Source organism: Paenibacillus mobilis (assembly GCF_058267595.1).
This window is the reverse complement of record NZ_JBZCMS010000008.1, coordinates 84776-102242: the sequence shown is the minus strand read 5'-3', so window position 1 is coordinate 102242 and position 17467 is coordinate 84776. Positions and strand designations below refer to the sequence as shown.

13 protein-coding genes are annotated in these 17467 nt (G+C 56.1%); 2 read left to right on the top strand and 11 right to left on the bottom strand.

Features of this window, described 5'->3' with window-relative positions; translation table 11 throughout:
• Positions 1-182: 182 nt before the first annotated feature.
• From AC3ZPD_RS15870 to AC3ZPD_RS15855, 4 genes are all read right to left on the bottom strand, one after another.
• Positions 183-818: an NUDIX hydrolase gene (locus tag AC3ZPD_RS15870; protein WP_490985262.1), complete on the bottom strand. Its 636-nt coding sequence runs from the start codon at positions 816-818 to the stop codon at positions 183-185.
• A 27-nt stretch (positions 819-845) separates the two neighbouring features.
• On the bottom strand, positions 846-2804 hold the full coding sequence (locus AC3ZPD_RS15865; RefSeq protein WP_490985261.1) for an ATP-dependent DNA helicase: 1959 nt from the start codon (positions 2802-2804) through the stop codon (positions 846-848).
• A 150-nt stretch (positions 2805-2954) separates the two neighbouring features.
• Positions 2955-4685 (bottom strand): glycerol-3-phosphate dehydrogenase/oxidase, encoded by a 1731-nt coding sequence (locus tag AC3ZPD_RS15860; RefSeq protein WP_490985260.1) that lies wholly within the window; start codon positions 4683-4685, stop codon positions 2955-2957.
• 221 nt (positions 4686-4906) lie between these two features.
• On the bottom strand, positions 4907-5467 hold the full coding sequence (locus tag AC3ZPD_RS15855) for a glycerol-3-phosphate responsive antiterminator (RefSeq protein ID WP_490985259.1): 561 nt from the start codon (positions 5465-5467) through the stop codon (positions 4907-4909).
• A gap of 229 nt (positions 5468-5696) precedes the next feature.
• Between AC3ZPD_RS15855 and AC3ZPD_RS15850 the strand changes: the two genes are divergently transcribed.
• On the top strand, positions 5697-6821 hold the full coding sequence (locus AC3ZPD_RS15850; protein ID WP_490985258.1) for an NADH:flavin oxidoreductase: 1125 nt from the start codon (positions 5697-5699) through the stop codon (positions 6819-6821).
• Between the two features lie 59 nt (positions 6822-6880).
• Here the strand turns inward: AC3ZPD_RS15850 and AC3ZPD_RS15845 are convergent, their stop codons facing one another.
• The 3 genes from AC3ZPD_RS15845 to AC3ZPD_RS15835 are packed head-to-tail and all read right to left on the bottom strand — an operon-like array spanning position 6881 to position 9289.
• Entirely contained in the window at positions 6881-7519 is a 639-nt protein-coding gene (locus tag AC3ZPD_RS15845; protein ID WP_490985257.1) for a ThuA domain-containing protein, read from the bottom strand.
• Positions 7520-7534: 15 nt separating this feature from the next.
• Positions 7535-8260: an SDR family NAD(P)-dependent oxidoreductase gene (locus tag AC3ZPD_RS15840; RefSeq protein WP_490985256.1), complete on the bottom strand. Its 726-nt coding sequence runs from the start codon at positions 8258-8260 to the stop codon at positions 7535-7537.
• 42 nt (positions 8261-8302) lie between these two features.
• Complete coding sequence (locus tag AC3ZPD_RS15835) at positions 8303-9289, bottom strand: aldo/keto reductase (RefSeq protein WP_490985255.1); 987 nt, start codon at positions 9287-9289, stop codon at positions 8303-8305.
• 181 nt (positions 9290-9470) lie between these two features.
• Here AC3ZPD_RS15835 and AC3ZPD_RS15830 point away from each other — a divergent pair, with 181 nt between their 5' ends.
• Positions 9471-10325: an AraC family transcriptional regulator gene (locus AC3ZPD_RS15830; protein WP_490985254.1), complete on the top strand. Its 855-nt coding sequence runs from the start codon at positions 9471-9473 to the stop codon at positions 10323-10325.
• Between the two features lie 28 nt (positions 10326-10353).
• Here AC3ZPD_RS15830 and AC3ZPD_RS15825 read toward each other — a convergent pair whose 3' ends face one another.
• The 4 genes from AC3ZPD_RS15825 to AC3ZPD_RS15810 form a co-directional block, all read right to left on the bottom strand.
• Positions 10354-12021: an ABC1 kinase family protein gene (locus tag AC3ZPD_RS15825; RefSeq protein ID WP_490985253.1), complete on the bottom strand. Its 1668-nt coding sequence runs from the start codon at positions 12019-12021 to the stop codon at positions 10354-10356.
• 36 nt (positions 12022-12057) lie between these two features.
• Complete coding sequence (locus AC3ZPD_RS15820) at positions 12058-12477, bottom strand: phasin family protein (protein ID WP_490985252.1); 420 nt, start codon at positions 12475-12477, stop codon at positions 12058-12060.
• A gap of 281 nt (positions 12478-12758) precedes the next feature.
• Positions 12759-13484, bottom strand: a complete 726-nt coding sequence (locus AC3ZPD_RS15815; RefSeq protein ID WP_490985251.1) for a copper homeostasis protein CutC — start codon at positions 13482-13484, stop codon at positions 12759-12761.
• Between the two features lie 150 nt (positions 13485-13634).
• Positions 13635-17375 carry a S8 family serine peptidase gene (locus AC3ZPD_RS15810; protein ID WP_490985250.1) on the bottom strand — a complete coding sequence of 1247 codons (3741 nt, stop codon included), beginning with the start codon at positions 17373-17375 and terminating at the stop codon, positions 13635-13637.
• Positions 17376-17467: the final 92 nt, after the last annotated feature.

Sequence of the window (17467 nt, the reverse complement as noted above, 5' to 3'; positions counted from 1 at the left end):
TTTGTTCCTGACTTTTAAAATGGTATTCCCTTTCAAAAAAGTTTCATGCATCCGGGGCCCTGTTGGCCGGTAACGCTTTCTTTTAAAAATCAAAAAAAGCGCTCAATCCCATAGATTGGCGCTTTTAAATCCTTTTTCCCGAAAACCTGGTTAAAACCCGGTTCCCTTCATTCCATTTAGTCTTAACGGCCTTCGAGAGCATCAAACAGCAGCTTGTAATATTCCTCCGAATTTGGCGTGAAGTCGTTAAGCCCAAAGCGTTCGACCGACCGGAACAGCTTGTCCAGCTGCCTGTTATGCCGCACTCCGTTTCTGGCCTCGACGTATTCCCGTTCCCCGTTCAGCAGCGCCTTGTATTCGGCGAGACCGATGAGGAACAGGCCGGAAATTTCGCTCTTTTGAAAAAGATAAGCCTCTAGCGGCAGACCGCATTCGTAAAGATACACCCGATTAAATTCGCGGTCGATCAGACCAGGTGAAATATAGCTTTCCTGGGCAACACTGCCGCAATACACGAGATCGTCCGGGGCCGCCTGGATGCCCAGCTCCTCCTCCAGCTCCCGGACGCCGTCCTCGGGCGTTTCTCCAGCAAGCAGGTGGCCGGCGCAGGAAATATCCAGCTTGCCGGGGAAGGTTTCTTTGTCCTCTGCGCGCAGCTGAAACAAAAGCCCCGGATTGCCCGGATCGGTTTGCCTGTCGATGACCCAGCATTGGAATGTCTGGTGCCACAACCCTTCCGCATGGGCCTGCTTACGGCTCACGCTTCCTGTCTTTATCCCTTGCTCCGTATAAACGTCCAGCATTTCCTCAGACGACAAAGGAATCCCTCCCTTTCGTTTACCGATTCAGATAACGGTATTCCGGTCTAGCTTGTTCAATTCCACGCCTTTAGGCAGGACGGAACGAATAAAATCGTGAACCGGCCGGCCGTCTTCCGGATCGGCCATAATCGTAACCATGCCCTGATCTTCGCTTAAGCGGATCAGCCTGCCGATGCCCTGCTTCAGGCGAAGCTGCATGTACGGCAGGTCCACCTCCTCGAACGGATGAGCAGCTTCCGCCCGCTTGGCCGCAAAAACCGGATCATCCGGCGGATAAGGCAGCGACCAGATGAGGACGTTCGACAGCGACGGCCCCGGAACGTCAAGGCCTTCCCACAGCCGGACGGCGCTTAGAACGCTGTGCTCATCGTTTTGGAAAGCCGCAATCAGATGACTGATTTCCCGGTCGCCCTCATACAGCATCCGCAGACCTGTCAGTTCTTGGCGCGAATCGGCTGCCGCCTTAAATTGCCGGAGCTCCTCCTGCGTGCGGAACAGTACCAGAGCCCGGCCTTCCGTGTGCCGGATCAGCCGCATAGCGGTCTCCATTTTTTCGTTAAAACCGCCCTGCAAGGGCTCGGGAATATATGCCTTCATGTGCTTTTCATAATCGTACGGCGAATCGACCGAAAACGAAAGATAATCTTTCATGCCCAGGCTGTCTGCAATAAACCCGAAAGATTTCTCTACCGACATCGTCGCGGATGAAAAAATAATCGGCATGCGCTGGCTGAACACGCGTTCCTCCAGCACCTGCTTGACGTTCCGCGGCATGACGCTGAGCGCCAGGCCGTCTTTCTCCTCCGTCGCCCAGCAGATCAAAGCGCCGGATTCCTCGAACAGCCGCAGGGCAATCCCCATCATTTCTAAATGCTCCTCGACGATCCGCAGCTGGTAGCTGTCAATCGTATAAAGCTCGCCTTCAAAGACCAGCTCTTCTTCGATGGCGCTGACCACGCTGCGCAGCCGGCGCACCTCGCGCAGCAGCGCTGGGCTCAGCTCGATGCTCATCCGCTCGGAGCCCGGCACCCTTTGGCTTTGACGGCGGATCGCCGCAAACATCCGCTCGCTCTGCAGGATAGCCTCGTCAACGAGAACGGCGAGCGTTTCGCGGATTTCATTTTGCAGCAGGCGGCTGATCAGCTCTTCGAAGACATTGTGTTTCATATGGTAGCCAAGCGCCTTCATCGCCGCCGATTCCAGCAGATGGCCTTCGTCAAATACGACGGCGCTGTGTTCCGGCAGCAGCGGAAGTTGTCCTTCACGCTTGCGCCCCTCGTAAGTCCATACATGCTCCATATAATAGTCGTGCGAGCAGATGATCAGATCCGCCGATTTCCGGTAATGGTCGCGGGAAAGCGTTTGTCCGCAGCGGTGGCGCATATCGCAGGCAAAACAGTCCTGAAACGAATCCCAGTTGACCCGGCTCCACTGCTCGTCGGTCATATCGGGATAATCCCGGCGGTCTCCGTACGGATGGAACTCCTGCAGAGCGGTATGGGCATGGACAAAATCCGGGATCGTGCCGTACACCTCCGCAAGCGGCAGGCTTGCATCCTGCAGGTTTTGCGCCTGATCCAGCTTCTTGAGGCACAGATATTGATCCGGCGATTTGGCCAGCCGGGCATCGATTTCAAGCCCCAGATGGCGCGACAGCTTGGCGATATCGCCCTCCGGCTTGACGAGCTGCTCGATCAGCGATTCATCGGCGCAGGCAATCACCGCCGGTTTCCGCGTATACCGCGCATAACAGATGCTGTACAGCAGGTAAACCAGCGTTTTCCCCGTACCCACGCCGGCCTCCGCAAAGATCGGCATCTTCTCGGCAAAAGCCCGCTCCAGTTGATAGGCCATATAAATCTGCTCGTCCCGGACCTCAAATCCGGCTTCGGGCAGCAGCTCATAAAAAACATCCCCGATCCACTCGCCCGCCTGCTCGACGAACGGTCGGGAAGGATCGTATTCAAAAGGATAACGGCTCACTTGCTTCTCCTACCTCCACTGCTTATCGCAATATATAAACAAACGGCAAAATTCCATTATCGCATGCAGACGTAAAAAAAACAACGGCGCGGAGGAAGCACGGTCCAATCCCCCTGCTTTCCTTCGCACCGTTCAATTGGTAAAGCTCGCCTACGCCGTAATCAACGGCCCGGCATGAACCGCTTCCTCCATCAACTGTTCCAGCTCGGCGGCGTGGCGGTCTTTTAATTCATTGCTCCAGCCCAGGCTTTCCGCCATAGCCTGAAGCACCGGCTCTTGCCATTTCCGAACCTCCGCAATACGAAAGAACATCCAGCCTGTTCGGCGGACAAAAAAGTCCTGCGGCTTCGCCGCCATCTCCCGCTCAAGCGCGTAGCGCAGCCGTGCCGCGATGCCCAAAGGAAGGCCAAAGCGCTCCGCCCAGGCGCGCGTTTCCCCATCCGCCGTAAAGGCAAACACGGCTTCGGCGTTTGAGCCGTAAAACAGCGCCAGCGCCAGCGCTTCTTCTGGGGGAAGACCCGCAGCCGTTCCGATGCTTGCGCGGGCTGCCGCGTAAGCTTCATAAGCGGCGGAGCCTCCGACGTCCCCACCGGAGATGGGGATTTTTTTCGTCCGGCATGCGGCCTCGATGTTTCTGCCCGCCAGCTTGCCTTCTTCGTCCAAACGCCGGACCACGTCATCCACGACGTGTTCCGCCATTTTACGGTAACCGGTCAGCTTGCCTCCCGCTATCGAAATGAGGCCCGACGGGGAATGAAAAATTTCATCCCGCCGCGAGATCTCGGACGGGTCTTTGCCTTCCTGCTGAATCAGCGGCCGCAGTCCGGCCCAGCTGGACTCGATATCGGCATCCGCCAGCTTCAAATCCGGAAACATAAAATTGGCGGCTTCCAGCAGATAGGCCCGGTCTTCGGCTGTGGCTAGCGGGTGAGCGATATCCCCTTGGTAATTCGTATCGGTCGTTCCGAAATACGTTTTGCCTCCTCGGGGGATAGCGAATACCATCCGCCCGTCAGGCGTATCGAAATAAACCGCCTGCCGGAGCGGAAAACGGCTTTGGTCAAAAACGAGGTGAACGCCTTTGGTCAGCCGCAGCGTTTTGCCGCTTTTGGATTGATCCAGCTCACGGATCGTGTCCACCCAAGGCCCGGCCGCATTCACGATTTTGGCGGCATGGAGAGTATAGCTCCGCCCGCCCAGCAGGTCCGTGACCCGAACCCCCGTTAGCCGGCCGGCTTCCTTTCCGTCCGTTCCGTTCTCGTAAACGAGCGACTCCACTTTGGCGTAATTAACGGCCTTAGCGCCATATTCGGCAGCCTTTTTCATCACTTCGATCGTCAGCCGGGCATCGTCGGTCCGATACTCGACGTAATATCCGCCGCCTTTCAGCCCTTCCTTCTTCAGGAGCGGTTCTTTGCGCAGCGTTTCCTCCGGGCTCAGCATCGTCCGGCGCTCCGATTTCTTCACGCCCGCAAGGAAATCGTACACCCGCAGCCCCAGCGAGGTGGACAGCGGGCCAAACGTGCCGCCTGCATAAAAAGGCAGCAGCATCCATTCCGGCGTTGTCACATGCGGCCCGTTCTCGTAAACGATGGCACGCTCCTTGCCCACCTCGGCCACGACACCGATCTCCAGCTGCTTCAAATATCGCAGCCCGCCGTGCACCAGCTTGGTGGATCTGCTGGACGTGCCTGCCGCAAAGTCCTGCATCTCTACGAGCCCTGTCTTCAGGCCCCGGCTTGCCGCGTCCAGCGCGATGCCCGCCCCTGTAATCCCCCCGCCGATAATCAATACATCCAGCGGTCCCTCCTGAAGCTGACTCAAAACTTCCTCCCGGCTGTACGCCGAAAAATCCAAAACGGAATTGACCTTGGCGTTCATCGCTGTTTCCTCCTTCAACCTATCGGGGCAGACCCTAGAAATAAAAAAAGAAACCGCGAAAGCAGCCTGGACCTTATAAAGTCCCGGCGAATTTCGTGGTTTCTCCTCGTCTCCAACCCGTATCAACTTGTTAGGGCCATTATAACACCATCGATACCGGCACACCATATGCATTTTAAATTTAAAGAATCGGTTTGTTTCGTTTCCCCCGTTCTACGTTCCTACTTCCCGGTCCCCGCTTCCCAAAGCTCGCGCCGGGAAGTGGAGATCGCCTGAGCGCCGGCCGTAATCGCCGCCTTTACATCCTCCTGCGTCCGGATAAATCCCCCGGCGATAATCGGGATGCCGGTACGCTCCTTCACTTCCCGGATCAGCGAAGGGACTATGCCGGGAAGAACCTCGATATAATCCGGACGAGCTTTTTCATATAAAGCATAGCTGTTCTCCAGCGCACCGGAATCAATCAGAAACATGCGCTGAACGCCGATCAGCTTGTTCTGCTTCGCTTTCTGCACCACGCTCGAGCGGGTGGAGATCAAGCCTGCGGGACGGACGGCCTGGCATAAATATTCCGCCGCATATTCATCGTTTTTCAGTTCTTCAACCAGATCGGCATGAAGCAGGACTTTTTTGCCGGCACGTTCCGCCAGCTCGACCAGCGGGCGAAGACGGGCCAGCCTGCCGCCAAGCAGCACAAGATAAACGTACGGCGCATCCAGCACTGCTTCTATCTCTTTGGCCGTCTTGACCGCCGGCAGAATGTATTGCTGTCCGAAGGGCATATTAGCAAGGTCCTCCCGTTAAGTCTTAAGATTTTTGTCTGTTTCGTCTCTATTATAGTATAGACGAATTGAGCAGAAATGGGCCGGCCGGGCTGCCGAAAGAAGTCTGAACGACCTTGTTCCGTTTATGAAGGGACGGCAGATTTGCAAAATTTTCTAAAAGGAGTACAATCTAATCGCAGTATTCTGATCAATAAACTAAAATTATATCATTGGAGGCGAATTTTTCATGAGCAATCCACAGCAGCAATCCACTTCTCTGGAAGCCTTGTTTGAGCCTTTTACGATAAACGGGTTAAAGCTTTCGAACCGGATCGTGATGGCGCCGATGACCCGCGCTTCCTCTCCGAACGGCGTTCCCGGCCCGGACGTAGCTGCGTATTACCGCCGCCGCGCCGAAAACGGCGTAGGGCTCATCGTGACCGAAGGCACGCTGATTAACCATCCTGCCGCAGGCGATACGCTTAACGTCCCTTTCTTTTACGGCGAAGAAGCCTTGAACGGCTGGGCCGAAGTCGTCCGGCAGGTGCATGAAGCTGGGGGCAAAATTTTCCCGCAGATCTGGCATGTCGGCATGACGCGGCAAAAAGGAACCGGTCCAAACCCGGAAGCTTTGCCGATTGGACCGTCCGGGCTGGACCTGAATGGCAACCCTACCGTCGAACCGATGACGGAGGAGGAGATCGCCAAGGTGATCCGGGCCTTTGCCGATGCCGCGGCGGACGCCAAGCGGATCGGGTTTGACGGCGTTGAAATTCATGGCGCGCACGGTTATCTGATCGACCAGTTTTTATGGGAGAAAACGAATAAACGCACGGACCGTTACGGCGGCGACATGATAAAGCGGGCCCAGTTCGCCATTGAGGTCGTGAAAGCCGTTCGCGCTGCAGTAGGTCCCGATTTTCCGGTAGCTTTCCGTATATCCCAATGGAAATCCGGACATTTCAGCGCCAAACTCGCCGATACGCCGGAGAAGCTGGGTCAGCTGGCAGGCGCATTGGCGGATGCCGGCGTGGATCTTTTCCACTGCTCGACGCGGCGCTTCTGGGAACCGGAATTTGAAGGATCGGAGCTGAATTTGGCCGGCTGGGTGAAGAAGCTGACCGGAAAACCGACTACAACCGTTGGCTCCGTAAGTTTGGACGCCGAATTCACCTCTACGTTCGGCGAAGGCAAATCCGCGGGATTAAAAGACCTCCGGGAGCTGGTTGAACGGTTGGAGCGTCAAGAATTCGACCTTGTGGCGGTGGGCCGGGCGCTGCTTCAGGATCCCGAATGGGCAGCCAAGGTCCGGGAGGGCCGGCTTAATGAACTCCAGTCGTTTACCTCGGAGTCGCTTAGCAAATTGTATTAACTAAAAACGCCAGACCCCTAACGGACATTCTGCTCGGGGCCTGGCGTTTGTTTGTGCTCTTATCCTTGTCCGGACGCCCAGCGGGCGGCGTTGACAATCCATTGTTGATAAGGCTTGATTTGAAAAGAAGGAAGGTGATGGCCCGGCATCAGAAAGACCACTTTTCCGAGACCGTAATTTCTGGCCCACGCTGCCGGCCAATCTTTCCCCTCGTGCCGGTACGTAAGCAGCACCTCTATGCCGGCAAGGGGATCCAGTTCAAAACGGTAAGGCTCTTCGTCCATCGAAAAAGACGGCGCCCCTTTGCTTACCGGATGCTCCGCGCCCGTAAGACTGAAATCCAGGGCCGTATACTGGGGATGACCTGTAAACTTGCCGCCAATTAGCTGCGCAAGCTCCGGCGCCGCCTGCAGCGAGATGCCGTTGTGGATCGCCAGCAGTCCCCCGCCTCCCGCTACATATTGCAGCAGACCGGCGGTTTCGTGCGCCTGCGGCGGTATTTTCCAGCTGTCCGTATAAGAAATGCACAAAGCGTATCCGGAAGAGGTCAACCGATCCATAACCAATTCTCCCCGGTCCTCCGTGTCTTCCACCAGAAAATCCTTTCCTAAAAGGCCGACCAGCGTTTCGCGCACCGCCTCCATCGGGTGATAAGAAGCACGCTCATTGTCCCCGAGCAGCAAAGCTTTTACAGCCATTCCAATCCCTCCTTATTACCAGTTCAAACGTTTCCCGCTGTAATCCAGCAGCGCCAGCGCTTCCTGTTTGTATCCCGGCTGCAGCCGTTCGTCAACCAGCTTTAAAATGGCCGCCGCCGACTCATCTGCCGAGAGATCGCCTACCGTATTCAGCATCCCCGACATGTACGTTCGCACCCAGCCGGGATGGACGATAAGCACTTTGCCGCCCTGCGGCGCAATCCGGTTGAAGATCAGCTTGGACTGCATATTGAGAGCGGATTTGGACATGCAGTAGGCAAACCAGCTGACCCGGCCGCTGTCTTTGACGCTGCCCGCTTCCGAAGAGATATTGACCAGCAGTTTGCCCTCCCCCTTCAGCAAATGGCCGATCAAGGCGTTCGACACCCGCAGCGTTCCCAGCGCATTGACATTAAAGACCTGCTGCATCTCTTGAAAATCCAGTTCATCTTCAATAGTCGCATCCACATCGCCCAAAATGGCCGCCGCATTCACGACCAGCTCCAGCCGATCCGTGACGGAAGCTACGAGCTTCGCAGCCTCGCTGACACTGGAGCCGCTTCCAATATCAAGCGGGACCAGCTTAAGCGACTCGCCCTGCTCCCGCTTCAGCTCCGAAAGCTCCGTCCATTGCGGCATATATTGTCCTGCAAACACGTGAAATCCCCGCGACAGCAACCCTTTGACCAGTGCCAGGCCCAAACCGCGGTCGGCTCCGGTTACGAACGCATATCTGTTCAAGCGGATTCCGCTCCTCTCGCTGCTGGTATTTAACTTGCCTGCTTACCAGGAATAAGCTTCCGGCGCTGCTCCACCCGGCCCCGGAAAAATGCGGTCCAGCTCGTCCAGCGTAGCTTGATCGAGTTTGATTTCAACGGCCCGCAGCGTATTTTCCAGCTGTTCGATCGTTCTTGGCCCGACGATTGGCGCTGTAATCGCCGGGTTGGCAAGCAGCCAGGCCAGGGCGACGTTAGCCTGTGATTCGCCCAGCTCGTCACACAGCTTGGCATACTGTTCAAGCTGCTGGCGGTGCCGCTCGATGACTTCTTTGCTTTGAGTGGTACGGGCGCCCTTTTCCTTTTCTGCTTTCAACGCGCTTCCGCCCAGCAGGCCGCCGGCCAGCGGACTCCATACCACTACGCCCAGGCCATAGTCCTGCGCCGCCGGAAGCACCTCCAGCTCCGCGTTGCGGTTTACAAGGTTGTACAAATGCTGCTCGCTGACAAGGCCGAGGAAATTCCGTTTCGCAGCCGCTGCCTGTGCTTTCGCCAAATGCCAGCCGGCAAAGTTGCTGGAGCCGATATAATCGACTTTCCCTTGGTTAACCATGGCCTCGAATCCGCCCCACAGCTCCTCCCATGGAGTCCGGCGATCGATGTGATGCATCTGGTAAAGCTCGATATGGTCCGTTTGCAGACGACGCAGGGAGCCTTCCAGATGACGCCGGATTTTGTAGAGGGACAAACCGCGTTCATCATTTGGCCCGTCGTTCGCATCGTTCATTTGACCGTGAACCTTGGTCGCCAGAACCACCTTTTCCCGGCGTCCGCCGCCTTGGGCGAACCATCTGCCGATGATTTTTTCCGTCAGGCCGGCATTTTCCCCCCAGCCGTATACGTTTGCTGTATCAAAAAAAGTAATGCCCGCATCCAGCGCTGCATCCATGATGCGAAATGCTTCCTTTTCCTCCGTAGCCGTACCAAAATTCATCGTTCCAAGACACAAGCTGCTGACTTTCAGGCCTGTTCGGCCCAAGTAAGTAAATTCCATGAGCTTACCCCCTCTTAATGAATGCGCTTACTATATCATTTTAGTAAAATAAGAAGACGGATTCTATGATAGAATGGCAGTATCGTATGGAAAAATGTCCTTATTCCGTTGCTTGCATACTGGACCGGCCAAGGCCCGCTGACCCTTATTCGCACCAAATCCGGGAGGAGTTTTTATACCCATGAACATAAAACCCCATAAAATCGCCCAGCAGGTTATCGAAACCGGGCTGGACATCCAGTTCTATTACACCGGCACGGAGCAGTGCCTGCCCGGCCATTCATGGGGACCAGGCATCAAGGATCATTATAAAATTTTGTACGTACATAGCGGTAAAGGGATTTACAGCACTCCCCTTGAAAGCTACCGTCTGTCCGCCGGCCATGCTTTTCTGCTGACGCCCGGGGAACTCTGCCATTATCAGGCCGACGAAGCCGACCCTTGGGCTTATTCCTGGGTGGCCTTTAACGGCAGCCAAGCGGAGCATTACCTGCGACAGGCGGGATTTACCCGCGAGCATCCGGTCATTCCCTGCTCCAAAGACGCTGAAATCCGGGCTTGCCTCAGCCGCCTGTTTGACGCCAACCAGCAGCCCTACAGCAATCCGCTTCGCGTAGCTTCCGCCCTTTATGCGTTCTTGTCCATCCTGCTGGAGCCGGAGGCCCCGGCCGCCCAGCTGTCCCAGAAGCAGCAGATTCACAACGATTATGTGAAACAGGGCATCTGTTATATCCAGCGGCATTACACGCAGCCGATGACCATCGAAAAGATGGCCGCCGCGCTTGGCCTCCACCGCAAATATATCGCCCAGCTGTTCAAAACGGCCACCGGCCTGCCTCCCCAGCAGTACCTGACCCGGTACCGGATGGAGAAAGCGTGCGAGTTGCTGGCCGGGACGGCGCTTTCCATGAAGGAGATCGCGTTTTCGGTCGGTTACTCCGACCAGCTGCTGTTCTCGCGGATGTTCAAGAAAACCACCGGTTATTCCCCTACGGATTACCGGACAACAAAAACCGCCGGACCAGAGCGCTTATAGCTCCCGACCCGGCGGTTTTCTTTATCTGTTAAAAGCGGCCCGACCTGAAGATGGCCAAGATCAGCCAAACCACCAGCACCCCCGAAATCAGAAGTCCGATCTCAATGACCGGGAAGTTCCATAAAACCGATTTCTGGCTGGTCAGGGCGGAAGCGATAATAAGGCCCGTCATCAGAATGCTGAAGGACAGCAAGACAATGCTTAAAGAAACCCGGTTGCTGACCCGGTCCATTCTGCGGAGAAAAGCGTTCAGCTCAGGGGCCGTAAGCTCAACCTGAATTTTCCCTTTTTTGACCAGCGTGCTTAACACCTTGATGTTTTTGGGCACGTCGCTGAGCAGATCCCAATAATCCGGGATTTTGTCCGACCACTTCTTGAAAACGTTAAGCGGATTTACCCGTTCCTTGAGCAGCTGCACGCCGTAAGGTTCGGCAATGTCAAATACGCTAATCTCCGGATCCAGCGCGGTAACTACGCCCTCCATGGTCAGCAGCGCCTTGCCTACCAGCGTCAGCTCGGATGGCAGCACGATCTGATGCCGGAAAGCCACCTTAAACAGATCGTTGACCGCTTCCCCGAGACTGATCTGGCTGAGCGGAACATTGTAATACTTCTCCCTGAGCTGCTCGACGTCGTCAAACAGCTTGGCCTCATTTACGTCATCCGGCACGATCCCCATGGCGGCAATCGCCCGCAAAATGCCCTTGGAGCTTTGATTCCGCAGCGCAATCACCATCGAGGCGAAATGCTGCTTCATATTCGGCGACAGCCGCCCTACCATCCCGAAATCCAGCATGGCGAGTTCGCCGCCCGGGAGAACCAGAAAATTCCCCGGATGGGGATCCCCGTGAAAGAACCCTTCGACCAGAATCTGATGGAAAATGACCGAAGCAATCCGGCCGGCAAGCTGCTTGCGGTCGATCCCGGCCGCCTCCAGCCTTCTGGCATCCGCCAGTTTAATCCCGGTCAGGAACTCCATGGTCAGCACCCGGCGGGTGCAGTATTCCCAATGCAGCTTCGGAATTCTGACGTTTCCGGTGCGGACGCATTGGGCCGCGATTTTCTCCCCGTTCCTGGCTTCCTGCGTGTAGTCCAATTCCTCATTCAGCACTTTGGCAATCTCTTCGGCAATTTCCCTGACCCGGTAATGCTTCGCCCAATCCAGCCTTTCCTCGGCAACTCTGGACAGCTCCAGCAGAATATCCAAATCGGTCCGGATGATCTGCTCCACGTTCGGGCGCTGAATTTTAACCGCCACCCTTGAACCGTCCAGCAGCACCGCCTCGTGCACCTGCCCGATCGACGCCGCTGCCATGGGAACCCGGGCAAACTCCAGGAACAGTTCCTCGATGCTGCCGCCCAGCTCCTCTTCCACGATTGCAGCGGCGTCTTCATAAGAGAAGGGAGGAACGTTATCCTGCAGCTTCTCCAGCTCGGCGATCAGGTCCGCCGGAAGCAAATCGGGGCGCGTGCTGGCGATCTGGCCAATTTTCACATAGGTTGGCCCGAGTTCTTCCAGAATCAGACGGACCCTTTCGCCCCGGGTTTTCGGCTGGGATTCCTCCTTTTTCCCCTTAAAAGGAATGTGGTCGGGAAAACCCAGCTCATGGGCAATGTATCCAAACCCGTTGCGGACAAGGGCCGCCGCGATTTGCCGGTACCGGAGGAGATGCCTTACCCGTTTCCCCGCCTTCATCGTCCGCCCCCCTTCCTTATCCGGTAAACGCCGTTTTTATGAACGGTCGCCCGGTTCCTGCAGCTCGTCAGCCAGTTCCTGAACGGAGTCGGCTGCCGGCCCTTCCGCGGCACCTCCCGCCGGTGTCTGCCCCGGAGCCCCGGCCACGCCGCCCTGGCTGTGCGCAAAAACCTTCTGCTCCAGCAGTTCGATCCGCTTCAGCAGCTCCTCGACCTGTTCCTTAGTCGCATAGCTGCCGGCCCCCGTCAGCCTCTGAACGCGCTCATTCACCATAGCTTCCAGGTTGCGCTTGGCCTCCTGGCCTTTAGCAACCAGATCGTTCACCACATCCGACGATTCGCTGCGGGTGATTTCGCCTCGTTTGACCAGCTCATCTACCGCTTTTTCAATTTGCTCCTTGCTTTGGGCCGCTACTCCAAGCCCGAGTGACACCGCACGGCTAAACAGATCCTTCATTATTCTGGCTCCCTTCGCATGATCTTCCTTTGAATACATACCTTCCAGCGATACGAAATCCGAATGCTCATGTCCGGCATCCATGTCCTCATACCCGATATCCACCTTCCTCTATCCGGATCGTCAAGGTATCAGGCAGCCTGCTTCCAGATCCAAAACCCGCCTTTACGGCATACTGCTCCGGCTTTGGCCTTTGTTTTATTTTACCACTTTTGGGCCGCCTCATTCGAGTTTGCCCCTTTAAACGGAAATGTTCTTAAAATCTTCAGGGATTCATCCCATTAACCTTTAAGGTGCTTAACCAGCTCCCGCAGCCGCTGCGGATCGATTTCCTTGAAGCCGTTCCCCTCCCGGCGCACCGCCGTGCCGAAATGCACTTCCCCCACTCCCGTGGCCCGGACGAAATCGGCAATCCCTTCGATTGTAAGGCCATGTCCCGCTAAAATAACCGGACGGTCTCCCGCTCCGGCTTGCCGGTCCCTTTGCGTAGCGGCTTCCCGCTTCGACACCCCCACGAGCTTTGCTATTTCAGGAATCGCCTGCGGAGCCGGCTTGATTCCTCCCGAAGTGAGCACCCGGTTGATTGGCGAAAAAGCTCTCAGCTCCATCAGTCCGCCGGCCAGATCGGCAAGCTCGTCAAAAGCTCGGTGAAAGGTGACGTTCATCCCTTCCGCAAGCGGCAGCCAGCGCTCCAGCGCAGCCTGGTCGATCCGGCCCTCCGGCGTTAAAGCGCCGATGACGATGCCGGCGGCTCCGGCCTCCCGGATCGCCTTGATTTCCTCCGCCATAACCTCCTGATCCAGCGCGCCGTATACAAAAGAGCGGCTGTGCGGACGAACCATCACGTGAACCGGAATCCGGACGGCCTTTACCGCCTGTTTGACCAAGCCGATTCCGGGCGTCAGCCCGCCTTCCCCGATGGCGGTAATCAGTTCAATCCGGTCCGCCCCGCCTTCTTCGGCGGCGATGGCGTCTTCCATACATGTAGCAATAACTTCGAGCAGCATGGGGCACCTCTTTTTCCATAAAATTGTTACCGTTATTATAAGAGAAACGCCGATCAGATTGTATCAGGAATAAGGACAAGCCGACTGATTATAAAGAAAAACTGACGCCGGATAAGCTCCGACATCAGTTTATTTGCCATTTATGGCGGGTTATTTCGTTGTATCAAACTGATCGCTAGTGACTTTAAAGCTGTCGATGCTGACCGAGGTGCCGGATGCATTCCTGTTTTTCTCCCCGAGGGTTACGATCTTGATGGTGTGGGGCTCATTCCCGGGCAGCTCATACTCGAATACGGCGGCCTGGTATTGATAGGTTTTGTTGTAGAAATCAATAGGAGTCCGGGTGAGCAACTTCCCGTCAATATATACGTTTGCTTTGCCAAAAGACGGGCCTTGAGTTCCCAAAACGGTGATCTTGCTCCCTCTGAAATCAAGCGAAACGGAGCTCCCGGTCTGGTCGGTGTATCTGGCGCCGCCTCCGGAGTTTTTCGAAGAGAAGCTGAACTTCCAAATTCCGCTGTATTCCACCTGAGGCACCGCTTCTTCGAAGGTCGTTACCGTCGAGACGCCGGCATCTCCTTTCGAGGCTTTGGTCACCAGCAGCGCATCGATATTAACGCTGTAATCGTAGGAGCTTTCGTTATGCGCAAAAATGTTTACGATGCGGAGGGTATGCGTTCCGTCCGGCAGTTCCCCGGTATCAAACACCGGCTGCTGGTATTTCGTATCCGGGCTATAAAAATCAATGGTCTGTGCCGATTCCTGCCGGTCGTCCAGCATGACCATCGCTTTGCCTCCGCCTGCATTGACGGTGGAAAGCAGCACGGCCCGGGTGCCGGTAAACGAAAGAACCGCCATTGCGCCGCCGGTGCTGGAATTCAAGGAGGTTCCGCTGGAATAGTCGCCTGAAGAATAAGGATCCCATTGCCCCGTATAGGTGAAAGCCAAATCGTTCTCCTCCAGCTTCACGAGGGCCGGCTCCGCGGGAGCCGTAATTCGCAGGGTATCGATATTAATAGCGCTGCCGGCGGACTGAGGAGCCCGATTTCCGGTCCACGAAAGGCTTAAATTGTGCACACCGGCCGGAAGGCTTTTCTTAAAAATAACCTGCCGGGCCTGCGGCTGCCCGCTGTACAGAGACGGAGAGGCCACTTTGAATCCGTCGATGTAGACATCGGCGATGCCCTGGTCCGGCCCCTTATAACCGAGCCATTCCACCTGTCCGCCGCTGAACGTTAAGCTCACGCTGCCCGGTCCGTCCAAGCTTGTTACGGTTCCCTCCGAATATTCTTCATCCGCAAGCCTGGACCAGGGCCCGCTGAACAGCAGCGCCGGATCGTTATCTTCATAGTCTCCCGGCGGATGGGCCGGCTGGTCGTTGGTGAGCTTAAGCGTATACGTACCGGTTCCGGCGTAAGCCCGGATATCGATATAATAGTAGCCTGTCTCTACGGCCTGGTAATCAATGGATTCCGATGAAGTCCCCTCATTTTCCGAATAGGCCGCCATGCCGCTGCTGCCTTGGACCGTTGCTGCCGAAGGCTCGTACACATAGAGATCAAAATCCGTTCCCGTGCTTCCGGAAAGCGACAGATTTAACCTTTCACCGGCGAGCAGATGAACATAATACACATCGTCCCGGTTCGCATCCGGTTGGAGCGCCCCGCTCTGCACCGTTCCCGTGAACGGTTTGCCCGGCAGGTCGTCATCGGACAGCGCTTTAAAGGCATCGGCCATTTTCCCGCTGGATGTCAGGTCTTTGAGCGAATCCAGCGGCTTGCCGCTCAGCATGATCCGTTCCTTGACTTTTTCGGGCGTTTCCGAAGGATCTTCGCTCAAAATAAGCGCCGCGATGGCGGCCACGTGAGGAGCGGCCATGGAAGTGCCGTAACCGAGCCCGTAGTCGTCGACTTCCCATTCCAAATTAATTTTTGTCTTTGAAGGGTCGTTCGACTCCACATCGCTGAAATTGCCCGCATCCAAAAATCCGTACGTCTGCCCTTCATAAATCGTTCCTGCCCGGCCGGTGCCGGAAGTCCAGGATTCGCTGCCCGGTTCCTCCAGCCTCACGAAGTCCAGATGAAGCATATCGTGCATAAAAGGCGTGTCCGCAAGCTTCCACAATGTGCCTTCTCCGCTCAGCAGCAGATTCCCGCCTCCCTTTAAATAGGCGGTCAGATTTTCCTGGTCCGCCTCCTTCAATACAGAGGTTGAACCTCCGTTGCCCAGGCCGGAGAACCAGATGACCGTATCGTAATTCCGCAGCGTTTCGAGATCGGGACCCTCCAGGTTATAGCCGACGGTTACCGTGTCATAAGCATACCCCGTCATATCGAGCAGCCGGGTATAGTCGGGCAAATAATCCGGGTTCCCTGCCCCTGTGCTCTCGTCATCCTGCACCACCAATACCGATGGTTTCGGCGAGCCGGGAGGATCCAGAAAATCCATTGCCTTTTTAAAAGCATCCTGCCGCTGAATCAAATCGGGCATCAGTTCAAAACCAAAGGTATTGTAGACCACCTTGTAGCTGCCCCCGTTAACCTGGGCGCCAAGCCCGACGTTTCTGGCAGGAATCGTGGTCAGAATTGCGTTCCCCGGAGCTCCGACGTCTACGGAACCCGGTCCGTAATTACTGAACCAGGCAAAATCGCCGCCGGGCTGGACTGCCGCTACCGAGATGACGTTTTTGCTCCCGTAGGAGGCCGGATAAACAGGGGACTCGTCCAGGTTTTTCGAGCTTCCCGGGGTATTGAAGCCATCGTCAAAATCATTGCCGACGGCTGCTGCAAACAGCATCGGCGAATCCGAGATCGCATCCTTCAGAGCCTGGCTGTAAACATCCGTCGTCCAGCTAAGCGTGGCCACTTGGGCTCCGGCGCGGTTGGCGTATTCAATCGCCTTGATAACGTCCGATACATATCCCGTACCGTCCGGTCCGAGCACCTTTAAAGGCAAAATCTTCACTTTAGGCGCAGCGCCAGAAATGCCGATCCCATTATTCGATTGGGCCGCAATGATACCTGACAGCTCTGTTCCGTGGTAGTCGCCGTCTTTAGCGTCATAAACGGAACCGTCTCCATTGTAAAAATCCCACCCGTGCACATCGTCCACAAGCCCGTTGCCATCGTTGTCCACACCGTCGCCCTGGATTTCCCCCCGGTTAGTCCAGATATTGGCCGACAAATCCGGATGAGTGATATCCACGCCGGTGTCGATTACGGCCACAAGAGTGTCGGGACTGCCTTTGGAAATGTCCCAAGCCTCCAGGGCGTCGATATCGATATCCGGCATCCCTTTCACGGGACCGTCCACATATTGGCCCACGTTGTGAAGCGCCCACTGTCCGCTTAATAGTGGATCACTTGGAACTGAAGCAAAATGGACCTTGACGTCCGGTTCCGCATACAAAACGTCAGAATCCTTTTTTAAAGCTTGGAGCGTGCCGCTTACGTCCGCCTTCTTCACTTCCAGCACCTCAAGCCCAGTGCCCGGCAGCCGCCAGGAGGCGGAGACGCCTGCCATCGGTTGAAGAGCCCCGGGGGTTCCCTCCTTGTATTTAACAAGGATGCGGCCCGGCTCCTCCTGAACCTGCACCGGTTGTTGGGCCGCCTCCTTCTCTTTGCTCTTCAGAAACCGGTCCTGCTCGGTAACCGGAAGGGAATCATCGAAGGATCCGGAGCCCAGAACCGACGGCGTCAGCGGCTGTTCTTTCTGAGAGTCCGCAGCTCCTGCTTCGGCAGGCCAAGCGCTTTTGCGCTCCTTTGCCGTCTGTCCGGAGCCAAGTCCGTCTGAGGCGTTGGCATGCAGCAGTCCGCCCGGCTGGACAAGCCCGAACGCAATCGACATCGAAAGCACAGTCATCAAAGTCTGTTTAAACACTTTTCTTTTCAAGGTTTTCGCTCCTTCTGTCGCAGATAATGTTCCGCCATGTACGCCGGTTCTACAGGGGCTACCGCTCGCTCCTTGTTTCAAAAGCCCGATGT

Bases quoted from the DNA above. Each gene is read 5' to 3' on its own strand.
- AC3ZPD_RS15860 (WP_490985260.1), bottom strand. From the start codon at position 4,685: ATGAACGCCAAGGTCAATTCCGTTTTGGATTTTTCGGCGTACAGCCGG.
- AC3ZPD_RS15855 (WP_490985259.1), bottom strand. From the start codon at position 5,467: ATGCCCTTCGGACAGCAATACATTCTGCCGGCGGTCAAGACGGCCAAA.
- AC3ZPD_RS15850 (WP_490985258.1), top strand. From the start codon at position 5,697: ATGAGCAATCCACAGCAGCAATCCACTTCTCTGGAAGCCTTGTTTGAG.
- AC3ZPD_RS15845 (WP_490985257.1), bottom strand. From the start codon at position 7,519: ATGGCTGTAAAAGCTTTGCTGCTCGGGGACAATGAGCGTGCTTCTTAT.
- AC3ZPD_RS15835 (WP_490985255.1), bottom strand. From the start codon at position 9,289: ATGGAATTTACTTACTTGGGCCGAACAGGCCTGAAAGTCAGCAGCTTG.
- AC3ZPD_RS15830 (WP_490985254.1), top strand. From the start codon at position 9,471: ATGAACATAAAACCCCATAAAATCGCCCAGCAGGTTATCGAAACCGGG.
- AC3ZPD_RS15825 (WP_490985253.1), bottom strand. From the start codon at position 12,021: ATGAAGGCGGGGAAACGGGTAAGGCATCTCCTCCGGTACCGGCAAATC.
- AC3ZPD_RS15820 (WP_490985252.1), bottom strand. From the start codon at position 12,477: ATGAAGGATCTGTTTAGCCGTGCGGTGTCACTCGGGCTTGGAGTAGCG.
- AC3ZPD_RS15815 (WP_490985251.1), bottom strand. From the start codon at position 13,484: ATGCTGCTCGAAGTTATTGCTACATGTATGGAAGACGCCATCGCCGCC.